The 20,711-nt window shown below is 73.3% G+C and carries 15 protein-coding genes; 11 read left to right on the top strand and 4 right to left on the bottom strand.

Features of this window, described 5'->3' with window-relative positions:
• Positions 1-50 precede the first annotated feature (50 nt).
• From M503_RS0105335 to fabG, 6 genes are read left to right on the top strand one after another with little or no spacing between them, the layout of a single operon-like run.
• Complete coding sequence (locus M503_RS0105335) at positions 51-338, top strand: dehydratase (RefSeq protein ID WP_024868492.1); 288 nt, start codon at positions 51-53, stop codon at positions 336-338.
• On the top strand, positions 331-1,332 hold the full coding sequence (locus M503_RS0105330; protein ID WP_028928135.1) for an acyltransferase: 1,002 nt from the start codon (positions 331-333) through the stop codon (positions 1,330-1,332). Before M503_RS0105335 ends, M503_RS0105330 begins: the two co-directional genes overlap by 8 nt.
• Positions 1,253-1,912: a LolA-related protein gene (locus M503_RS0105325; RefSeq protein ID WP_051414284.1), complete on the top strand. Its 660-nt coding sequence runs from the start codon at positions 1,253-1,255 to the stop codon at positions 1,910-1,912. The genes M503_RS0105330 and M503_RS0105325 overlap by 80 nt, the downstream gene beginning before the upstream one ends.
• Complete coding sequence (locus M503_RS0105320; protein WP_028928134.1) at positions 1,909-4,257, top strand: MMPL family transporter; 2,349 nt, start codon at positions 1,909-1,911, stop codon at positions 4,255-4,257. Before M503_RS0105325 ends, M503_RS0105320 begins: the two co-directional genes overlap by 4 nt.
• 53 nt (positions 4,258-4,310) lie before the next feature.
• Positions 4,311-4,694, top strand: coding sequence for a phosphotransferase (locus M503_RS0105315; protein ID WP_051414294.1), 384 nt, complete (start codon positions 4,311-4,313; stop codon positions 4,692-4,694).
• A gap of 58 nt (positions 4,695-4,752) precedes the next feature.
• Complete coding sequence (fabG, locus tag M503_RS0105310; protein ID WP_028919258.1) at positions 4,753-5,493, top strand: 3-oxoacyl-ACP reductase FabG; 741 nt, start codon at positions 4,753-4,755, stop codon at positions 5,491-5,493.
• Between the two features lie 106 nt (positions 5,494-5,599).
• Here the strand turns inward: fabG and M503_RS15735 are convergent, their stop codons facing one another.
• The 3 genes from M503_RS15735 to M503_RS0105295 are packed head-to-tail and all read right to left on the bottom strand — an operon-like array spanning position 5,600 to position 8,320.
• On the bottom strand, positions 5,600-6,370 hold the full coding sequence (locus M503_RS15735; protein ID WP_037060576.1) for a glycosyltransferase family 2 protein: 771 nt from the start codon (positions 6,368-6,370) through the stop codon (positions 5,600-5,602).
• On the bottom strand, positions 6,363-7,136 hold the full coding sequence (locus M503_RS0105300) for a beta-ketoacyl synthase chain length factor (protein WP_028919259.1): 774 nt from the start codon (positions 7,134-7,136) through the stop codon (positions 6,363-6,365). Before M503_RS0105300 ends, M503_RS15735 begins: the two co-directional genes overlap by 8 nt.
• On the bottom strand, positions 7,133-8,320 hold the full coding sequence (locus M503_RS0105295; protein WP_028919260.1) for a beta-ketoacyl-ACP synthase: 1,188 nt from the start codon (positions 8,318-8,320) through the stop codon (positions 7,133-7,135). Before M503_RS0105295 ends, M503_RS0105300 begins: the two co-directional genes overlap by 4 nt.
• Positions 8,321-8,520: 200 nt before the next feature.
• Here M503_RS0105295 and M503_RS15730 point away from each other — a divergent pair, with 200 nt between their 5' ends.
• Entirely contained in the window at positions 8,521-8,799 is a 279-nt protein-coding gene (locus M503_RS15730) for a YcgL domain-containing protein (RefSeq protein ID WP_024868501.1), read from the top strand.
• On the top strand, positions 8,792-12,082 hold the full coding sequence (locus M503_RS0105285; RefSeq protein ID WP_028928133.1) for an ankyrin repeat domain-containing protein: 3,291 nt from the start codon (positions 8,792-8,794) through the stop codon (positions 12,080-12,082). Before M503_RS15730 ends, M503_RS0105285 begins: the two co-directional genes overlap by 8 nt.
• Positions 12,083-12,116: 34 nt before the next feature.
• Here the strand turns inward: M503_RS0105285 and M503_RS15725 are convergent, their stop codons facing one another.
• Positions 12,117-13,991: a monovalent cation:proton antiporter-2 (CPA2) family protein gene (locus M503_RS15725; protein WP_051414283.1), complete on the bottom strand. Its 1,875-nt coding sequence runs from the start codon at positions 13,989-13,991 to the stop codon at positions 12,117-12,119.
• 403 nt (positions 13,992-14,394) lie between these two features.
• Between M503_RS15725 and M503_RS0105275 the strand changes: the two genes are divergently transcribed.
• The 3 genes from M503_RS0105275 to M503_RS0105265 all read left to right on the top strand — a co-directional run bounded on the left by M503_RS0105275 (position 14,395) and on the right by M503_RS0105265 (position 20,636).
• Complete coding sequence (locus M503_RS0105275; RefSeq protein ID WP_197017182.1) at positions 14,395-17,379, top strand: TonB-dependent receptor; 2,985 nt, start codon at positions 14,395-14,397, stop codon at positions 17,377-17,379.
• 132 nt (positions 17,380-17,511) lie between these two features.
• Entirely contained in the window at positions 17,512-19,074 is a 1,563-nt protein-coding gene (locus tag M503_RS0105270) for a tetratricopeptide repeat-containing sulfotransferase family protein (protein ID WP_028919263.1), read from the top strand.
• The gene (locus tag M503_RS0105265) at positions 19,071-20,636 is read left to right on the top strand and encodes a tetratricopeptide repeat-containing sulfotransferase family protein (RefSeq protein ID WP_028919264.1); all 1,566 of its coding nucleotides are present in this window, start codon (positions 19,071-19,073) and stop codon (positions 20,634-20,636) included. Before M503_RS0105270 ends, M503_RS0105265 begins: the two co-directional genes overlap by 4 nt.
• Positions 20,637-20,711 lie beyond the last annotated feature (75 nt).

Genomic DNA, 20,711 nt, shown 5'->3' with positions numbered 1-20,711 from the left:
CGCCGGCCGCGCCGCGCCACCGGCCGGCCCGCGCCGACTATCCTTGGCCGATGCGCTTCTCGATCCCGCCCGACCATCCCTGCCTGGACGGCCACTTCCCCGGCCGCCCGCTGGTGCCGGGCGTCGTGCTGCTGGAACACGTGCTGCAGGCGATCGAGGCCGCGCACGCGCCGGCGGCGCCGCTGCGCCTGCCGCAGGTGAAGTTCCTGCGTCCGCTGCTGCCGGGGCAGGTCGCCGAGGTGGTGCTGGACGGCGCCGCGCCGCGCTGGCGCTTCGAGGTCCGCGGCGAGGACGGCGTGCTGGCGCGCGGCGAAGTGCAGGAGGCCACCCATGGCTGAGCCGGCCGCCGCGGCGTGGAAGCACCGCCCTGAAGGCGGGACGCGGGCCTCGCTGGGCCTGATCGTGGCCATCGCCCGCTACGGCGGCCGCTGGCTGGCGCGGTTGTGCCTGTATCCGATCACCGCCTATTTCCTGCTGGTGCGCGGGCCGGAGCGGCGCGCCTCGCGGGCCTGGCTGGCGCGCGTGCACGGGCGCCCGGCCGGGGTGCTGGCCGTGGCGCGGCATATCCACTGCTTCGCCGCGACCATCCTCGACCGGCTGTTCCTGCTCGGCGGCCGCCTGGACCGCTTCGACATCCGCGTGCATGGGCTGGCGCCGCTGGAGGCGCTGCTCGACGAGGGCCGCGGCGCGCTGCTGTTCGGTTCGCACCTGGGCAGCTTCGACGCGCTGCGGGTGCTGTCGAAGCGGCGCCCGGGGCTGCAGGTGCGGATCGTGCTCGACAAGGGCCACAACCCGGTGCTGACCAGCATCTTCGATTCGCTGGACCCGGAGCTGGCCCGTGGCGTGATCGACGGCGCCCAGCCCGGCGCGGCGATCGCCCTGGAGATCCAGCACGCGCTGCAGGAAGGCGCGCTGGTGGCGCTGCTGGTCGACCGCGCGCAAGCGCACGAGGACACCGCGAGCGTGCCGTTCCTCGCTGCGCCGGCGCGGCTGCCGCTGACCCCGTGGCGGCTGGCCGCGGTGCTGCAGGCGCCGGTGCTGCTGTGCTTCGGCCTGTACCGCGGCGGCAACCGCTACGACCTGCATTTCGAACCCTTCCTCGATCCCCGGGTCGAAGCGGTGCCCGCGCGCGGCGAACGCGCGGCCTGGCTGCAGCGGCAGGTCGCCGCCTATGCCGCGCGGCTGGAGCACTACGCGCGGCTGGCCCCGCTGAACTGGTTCAACTTCTACGATTTCTGGAGCGAGCAGACCGATGAAACGCCGACCGACCGCGCGCCTGCGCCTGGCGATCCTGTGCTGCGCGACGACGGCGCTGCCGTGCGCCGCGGCTGAGGCGGCCACGCCGGTCGAGGCCGGCTGGGTGCTGCAGGCCGTCGCCCGCCCGGCACCGAGCCGCACCCCGTTCGTCGAGCTGCGCGATTCGCCGATGCTGCGCGAACCGCTGCGCCTGCAGGGCGAATACCGGCGCGAGGCCGACGGCAGCCTGGTGCGCCAGGTCGACGCGCCCTACCGCGAGACCACCACGCTGTCCGCCGGCGAGGCGGTGGTCCAGCGTGACGGCCTCACGCCCCGCCGCATCGCCCTGGCGCAGGTGCCGGAACTGGCGGCGGTGCAGGCTGGCTTCGGAGCGCTGCTGGCCGGCGACCGCGCGCTGCTGGAGAAGACCTATGCGGTGAGCGCCGAAGGTGCGCGCGAGGCGTGGACGCTGCGGCTGGTGCCGCGCGATCCGAAGCTGGCCGCGGCGCTGCGCCACATCGACCTGCACGGCCGCGGCGCCGAACTGCGCTGCGTCGAGAACCAGCCGGCCAAGGGCCCGCCGCAGCTGACCCTGATGGCCGGCGCCGCCGCGGCCGCGGCCGGCGTCACCGATGCGGCGAAGCTGGCTTCGCTGTGCCGGGACGGCCACCGGTGAGTGCAGCCACCCCGCGCGGTTTCGCCCGCGCCGCCCTGCTGCTGGCCTGGCTGGCGCTGCTGGCCCTGGCCGCATGGGCACTGGGCCGCCACCTGCGCATGGAGGAAGACCTGCGCAGCTTCCTGCCCGCGCCACGCACCCCGGCGCAGGTGCTGCTGATGGACGAGCTGGGCGAAGGCCTGGGGTCGCGGATATTGCTGCTGGCCCTGTCGGGCGCGGAGCCGGAGGTGCTGGCCGGGCGTTCGCAGACGCTGCGCGCACAACTGGCCGCGCAGCCTTCGGTGGCGCAGGTGGCCAATGGCGACCACGCCGGCCTGGACGCGATCCCCGGGCACCTGCGTCCGTACCGCTACCTGCTCTCGCCGACCCTGGACACGCAGCCGCTGGATGCGGCGTTCCTGCACGACGAACTGCAGCAGCGCGTGCAGGACCTCGGTTCGCCGGCGGCCGACCTGGTCGAGCCGCTGCTGCCCTCCGATCCCACCCTCGAGACCCTGCGCCTGGCCGAGCAGTGGCAGCCGGCCAACGCGCCCGAACGCCGCCATGGCGTGTGGTTCGACCGCGCCGGCGCGCAGGCGCTGCTGCTGGTGCAGACCCGCGCCGCCGGCTTCGACAGCGCCGGGCAGCAGGAAGCGGTGGCCGCGATCGGCGAAGCCTTCGACGCCACCGGCAGCGCCGGCGATGGCGTGGAACTCGAGATCTCCGGTCCCGGCGCCTTCGCCGTCGCGATCCGCGACCGCACCGAACGCGAGATGGGCTGGATCGGCACCGCCGACACGCTGGGCCTGCTCCTGCTGCTGGGCCTGGCCTACCGGCGCTGGAGCATGCCGCTGCTGGGCGCGCTGCCGCTGGCCAGCGGCGGCCTCGCCGGCCTGGGCGCGGTGGCGCTGCTGTCCGGCGGCGGCGTGCACGGCATCACCATCGCCTTCGGCTTCACCCTGATCGGCGTGGCCCAGGACTATCCGATCCACTTCTTCAGCCACCTGCGCCCGGGGCAGTCGCCGCGCGACAGCGTGCGCGCGCTGTGGCCGACCCTGGTGACCGGCGTGGTCGCCACCTGCATTGCCTACGCGACCTTCCTGTTCTCCGGCGTCGAAGGCCTGCGCCAGCTGGCAGTGTTCACCATCGCCGGCCTCGCGGTCGCCGCGGCGTGCACGCGCTGGCTGCTGCCGCGTCTGGTGACGCCGGCGCGCCACGATCCGGCCGATTCGCGCCTGCTCGCGCGCCTGTGGCGGCGGGTGGAACGGTTGCCGCGGCCGCGCCTGGCGCTGGCCGTGGCCGGCCTGCTGGCAGCGGCGGTCGTCGCGTTCGCGCCGGGCGCGTTCTGGCAGAACGACCTGTCGCGGCTGACCCCGGTGCCGCCGGCGGACCTGCAACGCGACGCGCAGCTGCGCGCCGAACTGGGTGCGCCGGACGTGCGTTACCTGCTGGTGGTGCAGGGCGAGGACGCGGATGCCGCACTGGCTGCTTCCGAACGCCTGCTGCCGCGGCTGCGCCAGCTGCAGGCCGACGGCGTCCTCGACGGCTACGACCTGGCCGCGCGCTACCTGCCCGCCGCCGCGACCCAGCGCACGCGCCAGCAGGCGTTGCCGGACGAGGCACAGCTGCGCGCCACGCTCGCCGAAGCGCTGGCCGGCACGCCGTTCCGCGAGGACGCCTTCGACCCGTTCGTGGAAGACGTCGCCGCCGCGCGCGAAGCCGCCCCGCTGGGCATCGACGACCTCGCCGGCACGCCGCTGGAACTGGCGGTGTCGGGCTTGCTGCTGCGCGGTGGCGACCACGTCACCGCGCTGGTCTCGCTCACCGGCCTGCACGATCCGCAGGCGCTGGCGGCCGCGGTCGAACCGCTGGGCGCGCAGCTGCTCGACCTCAAGCAGGCATCCGAATCGCTGGTCGCGCAGTGGCGCATGCGCCTGCTCAGCGCGCTGGCGGTGGCGGCGCTGCTGCTGGCCGCCACGGTGTGGCTGGCGCTGCGCGCGCCGCGCCGGGTACTGCGGGTGCTGGCGCCGATGGCGCTGGCCACGGTGCTGATCGTGGCGGTGCTGCGGCTGTGCGGGGTCGAGCTGAACCTGTTCCACCTGGTCTCGCTGATCCTCGCCGCCGGCCTGGGCCTGGACTACGCGCTGTTCTTCGACCACGCCGGCGACGACCGCGCCGACCAGCTGCGCACCCTGCACGCGCTGATCGTGTGCAGCCTGACCACGCTGCTGGTGTTCAGCCTGCTGGCGCTGTCCTCGATCCCGGTGCTGCGCGCGATCGGCAGCACGGTGGCGCTGGGCGTGCTGTTCAACTTCGTGCTGGCGCTGCTGGTCGCGCGCCGGCCCGCGCGCGAGATCGCCCCGTGAGTCCGCTCGTCGACCGCGCCGGCATCCTCGCCCTGGTCCCGCACCAGGGGCCGATGTGCCTGTGGGACGATGTGATCGACTGGAACGCGCGCGGCATCCGCCTGCGCGCGCGCAACCACATCGATCCCGGGCATCCGCTGCGCGCGCGCGACCGCGTGCACGCGGTGGCGCTGTGCGAGTACGGCGCCCAGGCGATGGCCGTGCACGGCGGCCTGCTCGCGCAGGCGCAGGAAGGGCGTGCCGCCGCCGGCGTGCTGGTCGCGCTGCGCGAGGTCGAGCTTCATGTCGAACGCATCGACGACCTGCCCGGCGCGATCGAAGGCGAGGCCGAACTGGTCGCCGCCAGCGAGGCCAGCCAGCAGTACGTGTTCCGCCTGTTCCACGAAGGCCGGCTGCTGGCGCAGGGCCGCGCCGCGGCGATGCTCGGCCCGGCCTAGCCCCGGCACCAGGCTTGCCGCTGCGCACAGCGCCCGCCGGCGCTGGCAGAATCGCGCGATGGACGAACCCAGCACTCCCACCCGCCGCGCCCTGGTGACCGGCGGCAGCGGCGACATCGGTGGCGCGATCTGCCAGGCGCTGGCCGCGGCCGGCATGGACGTGGTCGTGCACGCCAACAGCAACCTGGTCCGCGCCGAAACCGTGGTCGCGGCGATCCGCGCCGGCGGCGGCCGGGCCGAGGCGGTGGCCTTCGACGTCGCCGACGGTGCTGCCACCGCCGCGGCGATGGAGGCGCTGCTGACTGCAGGCCCGGTCGATGTACTGGTCAACAACGCCGGCATCCATGACGACGCGCCGATGGCCGGCATGGACGACGCGCGCTGGCACCGCGTCATCGACGTCTCGCTGCACGGCTTCTTCCACGTCACCCGGCCGCTGCTGCTGCCGATGGCGCGGCGCCGCTGGGGCCGCATCGTCAGCGTGTCCTCGGTGGCGGCGGTGCTCGGCAACCGCGGCCAGACCAACTACGCCGCGGCCAAGGCCGCGCTGCACGGCGCGTCGAAGTCGCTGGCACGGGAAATGGCCAGCCGCGGCATCACCGTCAATGTGGTCGCCCCCGGCGTGATCGAGGGCGCGATGGCCGGCGGACGGTTCACGCCTGAAGTGCTGAAGCAGATGGTCCCCGCCGCGCGCGCCGGCAGGCCGGAGGAAGTGGCGGCGCTGGTCGCGTTCCTGTGCTCGGAAGCGGCCGGTTACATCAACGGCCAGGTGATCGGGATCAACGGCGGCATGGCCTGAGCACCATCGGGTGTACCTCTCCTGCCAGAAGCCGTAGCCCGCATAAGCGAAGCGCATCCGGGGACCCGAAGGCACCGGCAAATACCAGGAGCGGGGGGCAGCTTCGTCAGTCGCGGTCGATCAGCGGCGCCTGCGCGCGCACCCGCGCGTACTCGCGCCACACGTCGCCGTGCTTGAGCACCTGCCGCACTACGTGCGAGGTGATCCGGTACAGGTCGCGCAGCGGGCGGAAATGGCTGCGCCGCAGCGGACCGCCATCGTCGCCGCGGTAGCGCGTCTCCACCGGCACCGACACGCAGCGCACGCCGAGCTGGCGCGCGGCGGAGATCAGCATCTGCGCCTCGAAAACGAAGTCCTCGCCGGGCACGTCGCGCAGCGCGATCACCTTGGCCGGGTAGTAGCGCTGCCCGCTCTGGGTGTCGGCGATGCGGTGGCCGGCGGCCCAGGCCACGCCCCAGTCGCCGAAGGCGTTGGCCGCGCGCCGGTGCGGCGGCGCGGCGGCGCGGTGGCGCAGGCGTGCGCCGATGATGATGTGGTCCGGATGGCGCGCGGCCGCGGCCAGCAGCCGCGGCAGGTCGGAAGGATCGTGCTGGCCGTCGCCGTCGAGGGTGAGCACGCCGCGCGCGCCGCGCGCCAGCGCTTCGGCGAAACCGCTGCGCAGCGCCGCGCCCTTGCCGCGCCGCTGCGGATGGCGCAGCACCGTCACCGGCAGCTCGCGCAGGCACTCGCCGGTGCCGTCGTCGGAGCCGTCGTCGACCACGATCACCCATGGCACGTGGCGCAGGCATTCCTCCACCACCTGGCGGATCCGCAGCGCCTCGTTGAGCGCCGGGATCACCACCGCCACTTCGCCGTCCCGGCAGACCGGCTCAGCCATGGCCGACATCCAGGCGCAGGCGGCGGCCTTCGCCGGCCGGCAGGCAGGCGCTGCCCGAGCCACGGGCCAGCGCCTCGAACAGCGCCAGCGCCGGTGCCATCGCGTTGCCCGGGGCGACACGTTCCGGTGCCGCGGGCGCTTCGCCGTCTTCCAGGCTCAGCGCGAGCGTGCGCCCGCCGGCGGCCGCCGGCGCCAGCACCAGGGCGACGCCGAGCAGGCCTTCGCTGGAGGCCAGCTCGCGCAGCAGTCCGGGCGAGGCACCGTCGTAGCCGACCAGCAGCGCGGCCGGTGCGCCGGCCTGCAGCTGCGCCACCGCCTCGAGCAGGCCCATCGCGAAACCGGCGCGGCCGGCGCTGAGCGCGGTGGCCGGTTCCATCGCGCCGCTGGCGATCGTCCAGTAGCCGGCGGCGGCGTTGTGCACCGAGTTGTGGAAGCGGGTCGGCGACAGCTCGCGCGGCGCGCTGGCCAGGGTCTGGCACAGGTGTTCGGTGATCGCCAGGTCGCCGTAGGTGGAGACGAACACCGACGGCAGGCTGGCCGGTTCGCGGCCGGCATCGATGCAGGCGGCCTGCGCCGCTTCCAGCGCGACCAGCACCGTGTCCGGCGCGCGGCGGCGCTCGTTCGGCGGCAGCAGCGCCGGTGCCGGGCGGGTGGCGGTGGCGGCAGGCCCGCCGGCGACGAGCGCTCGGTAGTCGGCCCAGGACGGCGCCTGTGGCGCCCACAGGCCGAGGCCTTCGATGGTGGCGGTCAGCGTGGTCGCGTTCATGCGCGGGCGAATACCAGGGAGCAGTTGTTGCCGCCGAAGCCGAAGGCGTTGTTCATCGCGAGCGCGATCGGGCGACGCGCGGTCTCGAAACGCAGCTGCGGGCCACAGGCCGGATCCGGTTCGCTGCTGTTGAGCGTGCCCGGCAGCAGGCCCTCTTCCAGCGCCAGCAGGGCGAACACCGATTCGACGATGCCGGCGGCGCCGAGCGTGTGCCCGGTCCAGCCCTTGGTCGAACTGGCGTGCAGCGTGGCCGGGAACAGCTCTGCGATCGCCGCCGCCTCGACGCTGTCGTTGGCCGGCGTGGCGGTGCCGTGCAGGTTGAGGTAGTCGATCGCCTGGGGTTCCAGGCCGGCGCGGGCCAGCGCCTCGCGCATCGCGCGCAGCGCGCCCAGGCCCTGCGGATGCGGCGCCGACATGTGGTGGGCGTCGCTGGATTCGCCATAGCCGCGCAGCCAGCCGCGCACCGGCGTGGCCGGCTCGCGCTCGAGCAGGGCGAAGCCGCCGGCCTCGCCCAGCGACAGGCCGTCGCGGCGCGCGTCGAACGGGCGGCAGGGATTGGTCGAGACCAGCTGCAGCGCGTTGAAGCCGTAGAGCACGCTGCCGCACAAGGTGTCGACGCCGCCGACGATGGCCGCGTCGGCGATGCCGGCCTGCAGCATCCGCGCGGCCAGCGCGAACACCTTGGCGCTGGACGAGCAGGCAGTGGCCACGGTCAGGCAGGGCCCACGCGCGCCGCTGGCCAGGGCGACGAAATCGCCCAGCGCATGCGGGGTGTGCACCTTCAGCCGGGCCAGCGCCTCGGGCAGGCGCCCGCCGTGCTGGCGGGCGTAGGCGGTCTCGGTCTCGCCGATGCTCGAGGTCGAGGTCCCGACGATCACCGCCACCCGGGTCGCGCCATGCCGGGCCACCGCGGCCGCGGCGGCGTCGGCGAAGCCGTCCTGCTGCAGCGCCCGCCAGGCCAGGCGGTGGTTGCGCGATTCCCGGTCCGCGAAGCGCGCCGGCAGCGGTCCGTCTTCCAGCCCATCGACGCGGCCGATCCAGCAATCGAGCGCGGCCTCGCCGTAGTCGCCGAAGTGGTTGCGGCGCAGGCCGCTGCGCCCGGAGGCCAGCGCCTCGCGCTGCGCCTCCAGCCCGGCGCCGAGCGCGGTGGTAGCGGTATAGGCAGTGATCGCGAGCGGGGCGATCCGGGGCGGGGACGTGGCGGGCTGCAAGCAGGGCTGGCGTCGGGCGGTTGGCTGGCGAGTATAGCCAGCGCCCGGGCGGGGCCGCGTCTGCGGAAGGTGAACCGATTCGCCGTGGATTTCCCGGCGTTCCCGCGCTTTCGCCACTGGCGCATTTCCTCCACAATCCCCGCATTCCCCCGTGCAGGGCGCGGCACGCGCGCATGCAAGCCTACGTATACAAGAGCCTCCGCAGAGCCGACACCTACGTGTTCCTCGCCGCCCGCGACGATTTCGCGCGGCTGCCCGAACCGGTGCGCGCGCGGCTGGGCGAGCTGTCCTTCGTCCTCGAAGTGGCGCTGACCCCCGACCGGCGCCTGGCCCAGTCCGACCCCGCCGTGGTCCGCGCCAACCTGGCCGCGCACGGTTTCCACCTGCAGCTGCCGCCGGTCGAAGCCGCCCGCGCGGCCGCCGCGCAGGACCCGGAGCCGTCCGATGGATAGGCCCGCCGCCCGCGTGCCCCGCGCCGCGCCGCTGGCGCTGGCCGCCGGCGTGGCGCTGGTCCTGCTGGGCGGCATGGGCGGCGTGGTCGCCGCGGTCGCGGCGATCCTGGCCCAGCCGGCGCTGGCCCTGGGCGTGTCGTGGTGGCGCGGCACCCGCGGCGCCGCGCATCCGGCCGTGCTGGTCGGCGACGTGCTGCCGCTGCTGGGGCTGTGGGCCGGCGCAGCGGTACTGGCTGGCCTGCTGGTGGCCTGGCCGCTGGCGGCGCTGCGCGAGAGCGGCAGCCTGGGCGCGGCGCTCGGCCTGAGCGCGATGGCCAGCGCGGTGCTGCTGGGCCTGTGGCGCACCTGGCCGGTCTGGCATGCGCTGGAACGCAGCGGCGGGCACCTGCCCGCGCTGTGGCGACGCCTGCCGCTGCAGGACGCCGGCAGCTGGGGCGGCCTGGGCGTGGCCGCGCTGCTGGCCCTGGTGCTGGCCGCGATCCTGCTGCTGGCCTGGCCCGGCCTGCTGCCCGAGGCCTGGCGCTGGCCGCTGGCCGGCGTGTGCGCGCTGCTGTTCCCGGCCCTGCACGTGCTGGTGCAGCGCGCGCCGGCGCCGGTCGAGGTGGCCACGCCGCTGGATTTCCTTGCGGTCGCCACCGCGGCCCCGACCGCGCCGGAACCGCTGCCGGTCAATGGCGACCTGGTCGCCGAGCTCTATGCCGCCGCCCGCGGCGGCCGCGTCGACCGCGCCCTGCAGTTGCTGGACGCCGGCGCCGATCCGCATGCCCCGCCGCCGCCGGGCGAACGCGACCGCCGCAGCCTGGCGGCGCTGGCCGCGGTGCTGCCGGACCTGAACCTGCTGCGCGCGCTGATCGCCCGCGGCGTCGACCTCAACGCCTGCGAAGGCGGGATGACCCCGCTGCTGGCCGCGACCCGCGACAGCTGGCACGGCCGTCCCGAAGCGGTGATGACCCTGCTGGCCAACGGCGCCGACCCGCGCGCCACCGACGCCGACGGCAACACCCCGCTGCACCACGCCGCGCGCAGCACCGATCCGGGCGTGGCCGCGCTGCTGCGCGACGCCGCCGCCGGGATCGACGCGCTCAACCAGGAAGGCCATTCGCCGCTGGGCGTGGCCTGCGCCGCCGGCAACTGGCGCCTGGCCAAGTTCCTGCTCGAGCGCGGCGCCCTGGCCGAGCCGCCGGGCGGGCAGCCGGCCCTGCTGGCCGCCGCCGCGGCCGACGAGGACGATCCGGCCGGCGTGCAGCTGCTGTTGCGCTTCAAGGCCAAGGTCGGCACCCCCGGCCGCGACGGCCGCACCGCCCTGCACGAGGCCGCGCTGGCCGGCCACGCCGACATCGTCGCGACCCTGCTGGCTGCCGGCGCCGACGCGCAGGCGCGCGACCACGTCGGGCGCACGCCGTGGCTGGAAGCGGCGCGCGCGCTGCGCGGCCCGGTGCTGGAACAGCTGCTGGCGCACAAGGTCGACGTGAATGTGGTCGACACCGAGGGCCGCAACGCCCTGGTCCTGGCCGCCGGCGCGGAACAGGCCTCGCTGCCCCTGGTCCGGCGCCTGCTGGAACTGGGCGTGGACCCGGACCGCGCCGACAATGCCGGCCGCCGCGCGGTCGACGTCGCAGCCGAAAGCGGGCGCTGGGCGATCGTCTCGGCGCTGGATCCGGCCTATCCGCTGCCGGCCGCGGTGGCCGACGCCGCCGGCGACAGCCCCGTCGCCGACGAGCGCCCGCCGCTGGCCCTGCTGCACGAAGGCCTGCAGGCCGGGCGCATGGACGGGCTCGATGCGCTGGCGCGGCTGTGCGATCCGGCCGAACTGGCCGGGCTGCTGCACGATCCGCTGCTGCGCATGCAGCCGTCCTCGGTGGAGTGGCTGCTGGAACACGGTGCCGATCCGGAAACGTTGGTCGCCGGCGAGACCGCGCTGACCGCGCTGCTCGACCAGGGCGGCGATGCCGCCGCCTCGCTGCAGGTGCTGCTCGCCCGTGGCGCCTCGCCGGCCGGTGCCGGCGGCCTGGCCCGCTTCCTCGCCGCCTGCGTGCAGCGCGACCAGGCCGGGCGCGGCAACGAGCAGCTGGCGCTGGAACTGTTCCTGCACGGCGCCGATCCGTTCGCGGCGTCGCCGGCGGGCGATCCGCCGCTGTCGCTGGCGGTGCGGCTGGGCTGGCTGCGCCTGCTCGACGCGCTGCTGGAAGCTGGCGTGGACCGCGAGGCCCGCGACGGCCACGGCATGACCGCGCTGCACCTGGCCGCGGCGCTGGGCAGGGAATCGGCGCTCAAGCGCCTGGTCGCGCAGGGCGCCTCGCCCGACGCGCGCGCCGCCGACGGCCAGACCCCGCTGGGCGTGGCCTTGGCCAGCGGCCGCCGCGACCTGGCCGACTGGCTCGACTGGCGCGGCTGGCCGCTGCCGAAGCGCACGCTGCGCGCCGCAGACGTGGTCGCCGCGGCGATGGCCGGCGACGCCGACGCGGTGCGCCGCCTGCTCGAACTCGGCTTCCCGGTCGACGCGGTCGATTCGCAGGGCTGCACCGGCCTGTTGCGCGCCGCCGGCGGCGGCCACGCGGCGGCGGTGGACCTGCTGCTGGCCCGCGGCGCCAATCCGCAGCACGCGGCCAACAGCGGCGCGACCCCGCTGTCGGCGGCGGTGAGCATGCGCCAGACCGCGATCGTCAACGCGCTGCTGGACGCCGGCGCCGACCTCGAACACCGCCTGCCCGGTGGCGTCACCGTGCTGATGCTGGCCTCGGCGCTGGGCCTGCCGGACATCGCCGCACGCCTGCTCACCGCCGGCGCGGACATCGACGCCGGCGACGGCCAGGGCCTGGCGCCGCTGCATTGCGCCGCGCTGTACGGCTTCACCGGCCGCGACCGCGCGCGCCTGCTGGCGCTGTTCGACACCCTGCTGCTGGCCGGCGCCGAGCCGGACATGCCGGCCGCCGGCGGCGTCACCCCGCTGCTGCTGCTGCTGGGTGCGCGCGCCGAGCCGGGCAGCGCCTGCGACGAGGGCGTGGTCCTGGCCGGCCTGGAACGGCTGCTGGAAGAGGGCGTGTCGCTGGAGTCGCAGGATCCGCGCGGCTTCGGTCCGTTGCACCTGGCTGCGCTGCACGGCCTGCGCGGCGTGGTCCAGCGCCTGCTGCGCGCCGGCGCCGACCCGGACCTGCGCGACACGCTCAACCGCAGCCCGCGCGAGATCGCGGTGATGCGCGGCTTCGTCGACGTGGCCGGCGAGTTCGCCCCGGCGCAGACCGGGGTGTCGATGGCGCGCTTCCTGCGCGAACCGCGCGGCTGACCGCCCGACCGCGGCCGGCGCGGCACCGCCGCGCTCAGCGTTCCGGGTTCGGCGGCGGCCCGGCTGCGTCGTCCGCGGCGGCGGAATCCCGGTCCTTGCCGGCCGCGTCGGCGGCGTCGGCCTCGAACAGCCTCACCAGCTCGGCGCGCGCCTCGCGCACGCTGCGGCGCAGCGCCGCGTCGTCGTCGTAGACCAGGTACTGCTCCTGCAGCAACGCCTCGTCGTGGGCGCGGAAGCGGCGCACGTGGCCGGCGGCGACCTCGGGCGGTACGCCCAGCTCGCGCAGCACGCGCTCGCCGACTTCCAGGCTGCTACCGAACAGTTCGCGGAACGGCTCGGTGCCCAGGTCCATCAGCCGCCAGGCGTGGTGGCGGTCGCGGGCGCGGGCGAGGATCTTCGCCTGTGGATACAGCCGGCGGATCAGCCGCACCGCCTGCAGGTTGCTCTCCGGGTCGTCGGTGCAGACCACGAACACCTCGATGTGCTCGGCGCCGGCGGCGCGCAGCAGGTCGGAGCGGGTCGGATCGCCGTAATAGATGCGGCCGCCGCTGCGGCGCACGTCCTCGACGCGCTTCGGGTCGGCTTCCAGGGCCACGTAGGGGATGCGCTGCGCGGCCAGCAGGCGCGCCACGATCTGGCCGAAGCGGCCGACCCCGGCGACCAGCACGCGCGGCTTCTGCGTGGCCGGATCGGCGGCGGGGACGTCGAAGGCCGGCTGCGCCGGCGGCGGCTCCGGGCGCGCCGCGCGGGCCGCGCGCAGGCCGCGGTCCAGCGCGATCAGCAGCAGCGGCATCAGCGCCATCGACACGCCGACGATCGCGGTCAGGCGGTCGTGGTTGCCGGCCGAGAGCAGGCGCACGCGCAGCGCTTCCTGGAACACGACGAAGGCGAACTCGCCGCCCAGCCACAGCGTGCCGCCGAGCATCAGTGCCGAACCGCGCGGCAGCCGCGCCACCCGCGCCACCGCGTACAGCACGCTGAACTTCACCACCAGCAGCAGGCCCACGCCGCCGGCGATCAGCCAGGGCTCGCGGGCGATGCGGTCCAGGTCGATGCCCATGCCCACGGCGATGAAGAACAGGCCCAGCAGCAGGCCCTTGAACGGCTCGATCTGCGATTCCAGCTCGTGCCGGTACTCGGAGTCGGCCAGCAGCACGCCGGCGATGAATGCGCCCAGGCCCGGGCTCAGCCCCGCCTGCTGCATGATCCAGGCGCTGCCCAGCACCGCCAGCAGCGCGGTGGCGGTGAACACTTCCGGCGCCTGGGTGCTGGCGACCACGCGCAGGGTGCGGCGCATCAGCAGCTGCCCGCCGAACCAGACCAGGGCCAGCGCACTGATCGCGTGGCCGACCATGGTCCAGCTCAGGGTCTCGTTCTTGACCCCGCCCAACAGCGGGATGATCGCCAGCAGCGGGATCGCCACCAGGTCCTGGAACAGCAGGATGGCGAAGGCGAGGCGGCCGTGCTCGCTGGCCAGCTCCTTGCGTTCGGCCAGCAGCTGCAGGCCCACCGCGGTCGAGGACAGGGCCAGGCCGAGGCCGGCCACCAGCGCGCCCTTCCAGCTCAGCCCGTAGAACAGCAGCGCGCCGCCGATCAGCAGCGCCGAGACGAACACCTGCGCGCCGCCGGCGCCGAATACCGGCTTGCGCATCAGTGCCAGGCGTGCCGGCGAAACTTCCAGGCCGATCACGAACAGCATCATGACCACGCCCAGTTCCGAGGCGCCGAGGATGTGCGCCGGATCGCGCACCACGCCGATGCCGTCCGGGCCCAGCAGCACGCCGGTGCCGAGGTAGGCCAGCACGGCGACCAGGCCGAAGCGGCGGAACAGCGGCACCGCCACGATCGCCGCGGCGAGCAGCACCAGGGCCAGTTCCAGGCTCAGGGAGGAAGTGAAGGGGGAATCCATTGCCGCGAATTATGCGGCGGCGAGGCGGACCGGAGTTGGAACGGCGCTGCAGCGGTGCCGTGCGCGTGATGCGCGTCGCCTGCCGGGAGGGGTGGTGCAAGACATCGGGGGCCGTCGCTGGGCGCGGTTGGAGCCAGCTGCCGGCAGGGCAGGGCGCGGTGGGCGACACCGGAACCGGGCCCGAGGCCCGCCGCTTACCCCCGGGGCGCGCCGTCCGTTCGTCGGAAAATGTGAACGCAGTCACATTTCTTAACGGTTGTCTAACCTAAATGGGACACAGTTCATTGACGCGGGCATCTGCCATAAGTCACGTTTGAAACCGCCCGTCAGGGCACATTCATAAACTGGGGACAACATGAACCGCTCATCTCTGAACCGCAAACTGCGGCGCAGTGCGTTGACCGTGGCACTGGGCCTCTGCATCAGTTCGGGAGCGCACGCGCAGCAGGCAGTAGGCGCGCTCTTCGGTCAGGCCTCATCCGGCGAAACCGTTGTTGTCGACAATCCTTCCACCGGCTACCACCGCGAAGTCACGGTGGGTGCCGATGGCGCATACCGCATTCCCTCGCTGCAGCCGGGTACCTACCGGGTGACCTTGCGACGCGCGGATGGCAGCACCGTGGTGCGCGACGTGACGGTCAACGTCGGCACCGGTACGCCGGTCATCTTTGCCGGCGCCGGCGCCGGCGCCACCGAGCTGGGCGCCGTGAACGTGGTGGGCACCCGTGGCGTCAATCCGATCGACGTCTCGTCGGTGGCCTCCACCAGCATCCTCACCGCCGAGCAGATCGCCCGCATCCCGGTGTCGCGCGACGCGACCTCGGTGGCACTGCTGGCGCCCGGCACGGTCAAGGGCGATACCGCCTTCGGCAACCTGGCCTCGTTCGGCGGTTCCTCGGTCGCCGAGAACCAGTACTACCTCAACGGCTTCAACATCACCAACTCGTTCCGCAGCCTGAACTTCGCCCAGGCGCCGTACGAGTCGATCGCCGAGCAGCAGACCATGACCGGCGGCTACGGCGCCGAGTTCGGCCGCTCGCTGGGCGGCGTGGTCAACATGGTCTCCAAGCGCGGTACCAACGAGTTCACCGCCGGCGCCAACGTGTTCTGGTCGCCGGACTCGCTGCGCGAAGAGCCGGCGAACGCGTACTACTCCAACCCGCTGGTCCCCGACGACCTGGGCAAGATCCGCCAGGACAACTCCAAGGACACGCTGGGCGAGTGGGCCGCCTCGGCCTGGGCCGGCGGCGCGCTGGTGAAGGACAAGCTGTTCGCCTACGGCGCGGTCACCTTCAAGAAGGTCGACAAGGACGAGTGGGGCACGGTCCTGTCCAAGACCAACACCTCCGAAACCGAGAAGGGAGATCCGATCTGGCTGGTGAAGCTCGACTGGGCGATCAACGAGGACCACCACCTCGAGTTCACCGGGATGTCGGACAAGCGCACCACCACGACGAAGACCTACAGCAATACCCTCGGCGAACTCGACCGCGGCCCGCTGGTGGGCACCTCGTACAACGAGGCCGGCGGCGAGAACTACATCTTCCGCTACACCGGCTACCTGACCGACACCTTCTCGCTCTCGGCGCTGTACGGCACCAGCGAATACTCGCGTGCGCGCCACCTGGTCACCGCCAACGGCGACCGCGTGGAGTACCGCGGCAACCTCGCCGAACCGGCCACCGGCTGCCCGATCATCACCGACGTGCGCCCGGGCTACCGCCAGGCCATCACCGGCACCTACGCCAGCACCTGCAACATCATCGGCGGTTCGATCGACCGCGCCGACTCCAAGGACACCCGCGACCAGTTCCGCCTGGACTTCGACTGGGAAATCGGCGACCACCGCATCGGCTTCGGCTACGACACCGACGAGTTCGAATCCGTCGCCGGCACCTCGTACGAGGGCGGCCGCATCTGGCGCTATTCGACCAACAACGGTCCCGACGGCATCGCCAACACCGGCGACGAGTTCGACATCGTCCGCGAGCAGATCGTCAACCAGGGCTCGACGGTCCGCGTCGAGCAGAAGGCCTGGTACATCGAGGACAACTGGCAGGTCACCGACACCTTCCTGGCCTACCTCGGCGCGCGCTGGGACACCTTCGAGAACTTCAACGGCGACGGCGAGGCCTACGTCAAGATCGAGAACCAGTTCTCGCCGCGCGTGGGCTTCTCCTGGGACGTCAACGGCGATTCCACGTTCAAGGTCTACGGTACCGCCGGCCGCTACGCGCTGCCGCTGACCGCCAGCGTGGCCGTGCGCGGCGCCAGCCGCTCGCTGTTCACCCGCCAGAACTTCGACTTCACCGGCGTCGACCCGGTCACCGGCGCGCCGATCGGGCTGACCCCGCGCGGCGGGCTGAGCTACATCAACGGCGAGTTCGGCGAGGCGAAGAACGCGGCGACCATCGCCTCCAAGAACCTCGACCCGATGTACCAGGACGAGTACATCCTGGGCGCGCAGTACGCGCTGACCGAGCACCAGAACATCGGCGTCAAGGGCATCTACCGCAAGCTGAAGGCGGCCATCGACGACAACTGCGACTACACGCCGATCTACGACCAGGCGGTGGCCGACGGCCTCGACCCGGTGCTGCCGGGCAGCGGCTTCCCGTACTGCCGCATGTTCAACCCGGGCGCCGATTCGGTGTTCCTCACCGACGTCGAGGACAACGGCGTGCTCCACGAGTACACCGTGCCCGGCGAACTGCTGTCGCCGCCGGCGCGCCGCAGCTACCGTTCGCTGGAGCTGTTCTGGGACGGCGACTGGGACAACTGGTTCGCTAGCGCCTCGTACACGATGTCCTGGAACAAGGGCAATACCGAGGGCGGCGTGAAGTCCGACATCGGCCAGGCCGATACCAGCGTCACCCAGGACTTCGACTACAAGGAGCTGATGGTCGACGCCTACGGCTACCTGCCCAACGACCGCCGCCACAGCCTGAAGGTGTTCGGCGCCTACCGCATCAACGACGAGTGGTCGGTCGGCGGCAACCTGCTGGTGCAGTCCGGCCGCCCGATCAACTGCCTGGGCGTGCTGTACCCGTACCACGGCGGCATCCACCCGTACGGCTCATCGTTCTTCCGCTGCGGCACCACCGAAAGCGGCGGCGTGGACGGCCCGGCCGATCCGGTGCCGCGCGGCACCGCGGGCCGGCTGCCGTGGACCAACTCGATCGACCTCAACCTCGCCTACGCGCCGAAGTGGGCGCCGGGCCTGTGGTTCAAGGTCGACGTGTTCAACGTCCTCAACAACCAGAAGCGCATCGCGGTGACCGAAGTGGCCGAGGACGGCGCCACCGGCGTGCCGCTCAACACGTACCTGCTGCCGCGTGCCTTCCAGAGCCCGCGCAGCGTGCGCTTCATGATCCAGTACGACTTCTGACCTGCGGTATTTCCTGGCTGTACTTCGCGAGGCCGCCGCAAGGCGGCCTCGCTTCCCCGGCAGCCGCGCCTGGCCGTCCGGTATGGACGCAAGGCGAGGCTATGCTTGGCTCATCCTTTCCGGGCAGGTGCGATGCAGTCGATCGTGGAAGCGTGGCGGCAGGCGCAACAGCATGAGGCCGCCGGCGCCTGGCCGCAGGCGCGCCTGCTGTACGAGCGGATCCTGGAGATCGAACCGGCCCATGTACCGGCGCGGCTGCGCATGTCCCGCCTGGCGCAGGCGGCGGGTGACTACGCGGCCTCGCGCGCGCATGCCCTGCGTGCTGCCGCGGCGGTGCGCGAAGGCAGCGGCGTGCGCCATATCGGCCACGTCACCGCGCGCCTGCTGGATTTCGCCGAGGAGAACGAAGCGGTCGCGGTGATCCTGGCCGCGGACTGGAACGACCCGGACGTGATCGCGCACTCGCCCGCGCTCGCCCAGCACCTGTGGCTGGCCGGCCGCTACGCGGAGGCGCTGCGCCTGCTCGATGCCGTGGAGCCGCGCGCGCCGGGCCATCCGCTGCTGCGCCTGACCCGGGCCAACGTGCTGCGCTACCTCGGCCGCATGGACGAGGCCGAGCGCCACTACGAAGCCTGCCTGGCCGTCGCGCCGGGCCTGGCCGATGCGCACTGGGCGCTGGCCACCCATTCGCGCGCGAACCCGCCGCTGTCGCGGGTGCCGCGCCTGCAGCGCGCGCTGGCGGCGGCAGGGGACGACCTCTCGCGCGCCCATCTCTGCTACGCGCTGTTCCGCGAGTTCGACGCGGCCGACGACACCGCTTCGGCATGGGATGCACTGGCGCAGGGCGCCGCGCTGATGCGTCGCCGCCATGCCTGGGACGGTCCCCGCGAGGCTGCGGCGCTGGAGGCGATGATGCAGGCCGGCGTTCCTGCATCAGCGCCGGAAGAGGAGGGCGGCGGTCCGCGGCCGGTGTTCATCGTGGGCATGCCGCGCACCGGCACCACGCTGCTCGACCGCATCCTCGGCAACCATCCCGCCGTGCATTCACTGGGCGAGCGCAACGACCTGGCCGCGGCAGTGAGCGAGGCGACCGGCCGCTTCTTCCATCCCGCCGCCCATCCCGGCATGGACGACCTGTTCACAGGCGCCGATGCCGCCGAGGCCGGCCGGATCTACCTGCGCCGCACCCGTGCCGGTGCGCCCGCCGCCGCGACCCATCTGGTCGACAAGAACCCACTCAACCTCAGCTGCATCCCGCTGCTCCTGCGCGCGCTGCCGCAGGCGCGGATCCTGGTCCTGCGCCGCGATCCGCTGGATGCCTGCTTCTCCAACCTCAAGGAGCTGTTCCAGGGCGGCGCGTATCCGTGCAGCTACACGCTGGAGGACCTGGCCAGCCATTGCCGCAACGTGCGCCGCTGGACCGCGCACTGGGCTTCCGCCGCGCCCGGCGCGGTGCGCGTGGTCGACTACGAGGCGCTGGCGCGCGAGCCGGAACAGGTCGCCGCGTCGCTGCTGGAGTTCCTCGGCCTCCCTGCCCATGCCGGCCTGCACGACATCGCGGCCAACACCACACCGGTGTCCACGGCCAGCAGCAGCCAGGTGCGCCAGGCCGTGCACGAGCGTTCCATCGGTGCGTGGCGGCGCTACGCCGTCCAGCTGCAGCCACTGCTCCGCATGCTGGAGGACGCGGCATGAGCTTCCCTGCGCCGCAGGCAATCTGGCCGCTGCTTTCCGCCGCCGAGGAACACGCCGCGCGCCGCGACTGGGGCGCGGCGATCGCCGCCTGCGAGCAGGCGCTCGGGCAGGTACCCGGCGATCCCTGCACCCTGGTGCAGCTGTCGTACCTGCATTCGCTGGCCGGGCATTACCGCCTCGCCGCGCGGCACGCACGGGAGGCGGCGCGCAGCGGCGCCAGCGATCCGGCGCTGCTGGTGGAACTGCTGCCGCGGCTGCGCACCTTCAACCAGGTGCCGGCGATGCTCGAATGCATCGAACGCCTGCTGCCGATGTCGCGCATGCCGATCCCGCTGCTGCTGGCGGTCGCCGCGCAGCTGAGCTACGCCAACCTGCCCGAGCGCGCGATCGCCTTCCTCGACGAGGCGCGCAGCGCCGATCCGGATTTCCCGCCGACGCTGCTGTCGCGCGGCCAGGTGCTGACCTACCTGGGCCGCTTCGAGGAGGCCGGGCAGGACATCGCCCGCGCGCTGCGGCGGGCACCGGAGATCGCGCAGGGCTACTGGTTGCAGGCCTGGCTCGGCCGGCAGACCGGCGAACGCAACCATGTCGAGGCGATCCGCCGCGAACTGGCCAGGCCCGGGCGCAGGCCCGAGGACATCGCCCTGCTGGGCTTCGCCCTGCACAAGGAGCTCGACGACCTCGGGCGGTACGACGAGGCCTGGCAGGCCCTGGTCCTGGCCTGCCGCGCCAAGCGCTCGCGCCTGGCCTACGACAGCGCGGCCACCCGTGTGCTGTTCGATGCGCTGGCGGCGTTCGAGCCGGCGTCGCCGCCGGTGCCCGCCATGCAGGAGGACGCGCGCACGCCGGTCTTCATCGTCGGCATGCACCGCTCGGGGACGACGCTGCTGGAGCAGCTGCTCGGCAGGCATCCGCAGGTGCGTGGACTGGGCGAGCTGTACGACTTCACCAGCGCGATGCGCCAGGCCACCGACCACCACTGCCGCGGGGTGATCGATGCGGTGCTGGTCGAGCGCGCGCGCACCGCCGACCTGGGCGCGGCCGGTCGCCAGTACCTCGAAGGCCTGGCCTGGCGGCTGGGACAGGAGCGGGTCTTCAGCGACAAGCTGCCGTCGAACTTCCTCAACGTCGGCTTCATCGTCCACGCGCTGCCGCAGGCGCGGATCCTGCACATGGTCCGCGACCCGGTCGAAACCTGCTTCTCCAACCTGCGCGAGCTGTTCTCCGAAGCCAACGCCTACAGCTACGATCCGATCGAGCTGGCCGACTACCACCGCATGCATGACGCGCTGATGCGGCACTGGAAGGCGCGCCATCCCGACCGGATCCTCGAGGTCGACTACCGCCGCCTGGTCCGCGACACCGAAGCGGAGATGCGGCGGGTGGCGGCGTTCTGCGGCGTGGATTTCGACCCGGCCATGCTCCAGCCGGGCGCCAGCCGCGGCGTGGTCACCGCCAGCGCCGTGCAGGTGCGCGAGGGCATCCAGGTGCGCGAGAAGCCGAAGTGGGAACCCTATGCGCGCTGGCTGGCGCCGATGATCGAGCGGCTGCAGGCACCCTGACCGGGGCCAGCCGGCCAGGGCGTCGAATCCCCGGTACCCACTTCCGCTATCCTCGGCCCGGATTCCATCCCGGGG

The organism is Pseudoxanthomonas suwonensis J47, assembly GCF_000513955.1.
In the GTDB taxonomy this organism is placed as follows: domain Bacteria; phylum Pseudomonadota; class Gammaproteobacteria; order Xanthomonadales; family Xanthomonadaceae; genus Pseudoxanthomonas; species Pseudoxanthomonas suwonensis_C.
Note: the sequence above shows the minus strand (reverse complement) of the source record. Positions and strands in the feature narration are given on the sequence as shown.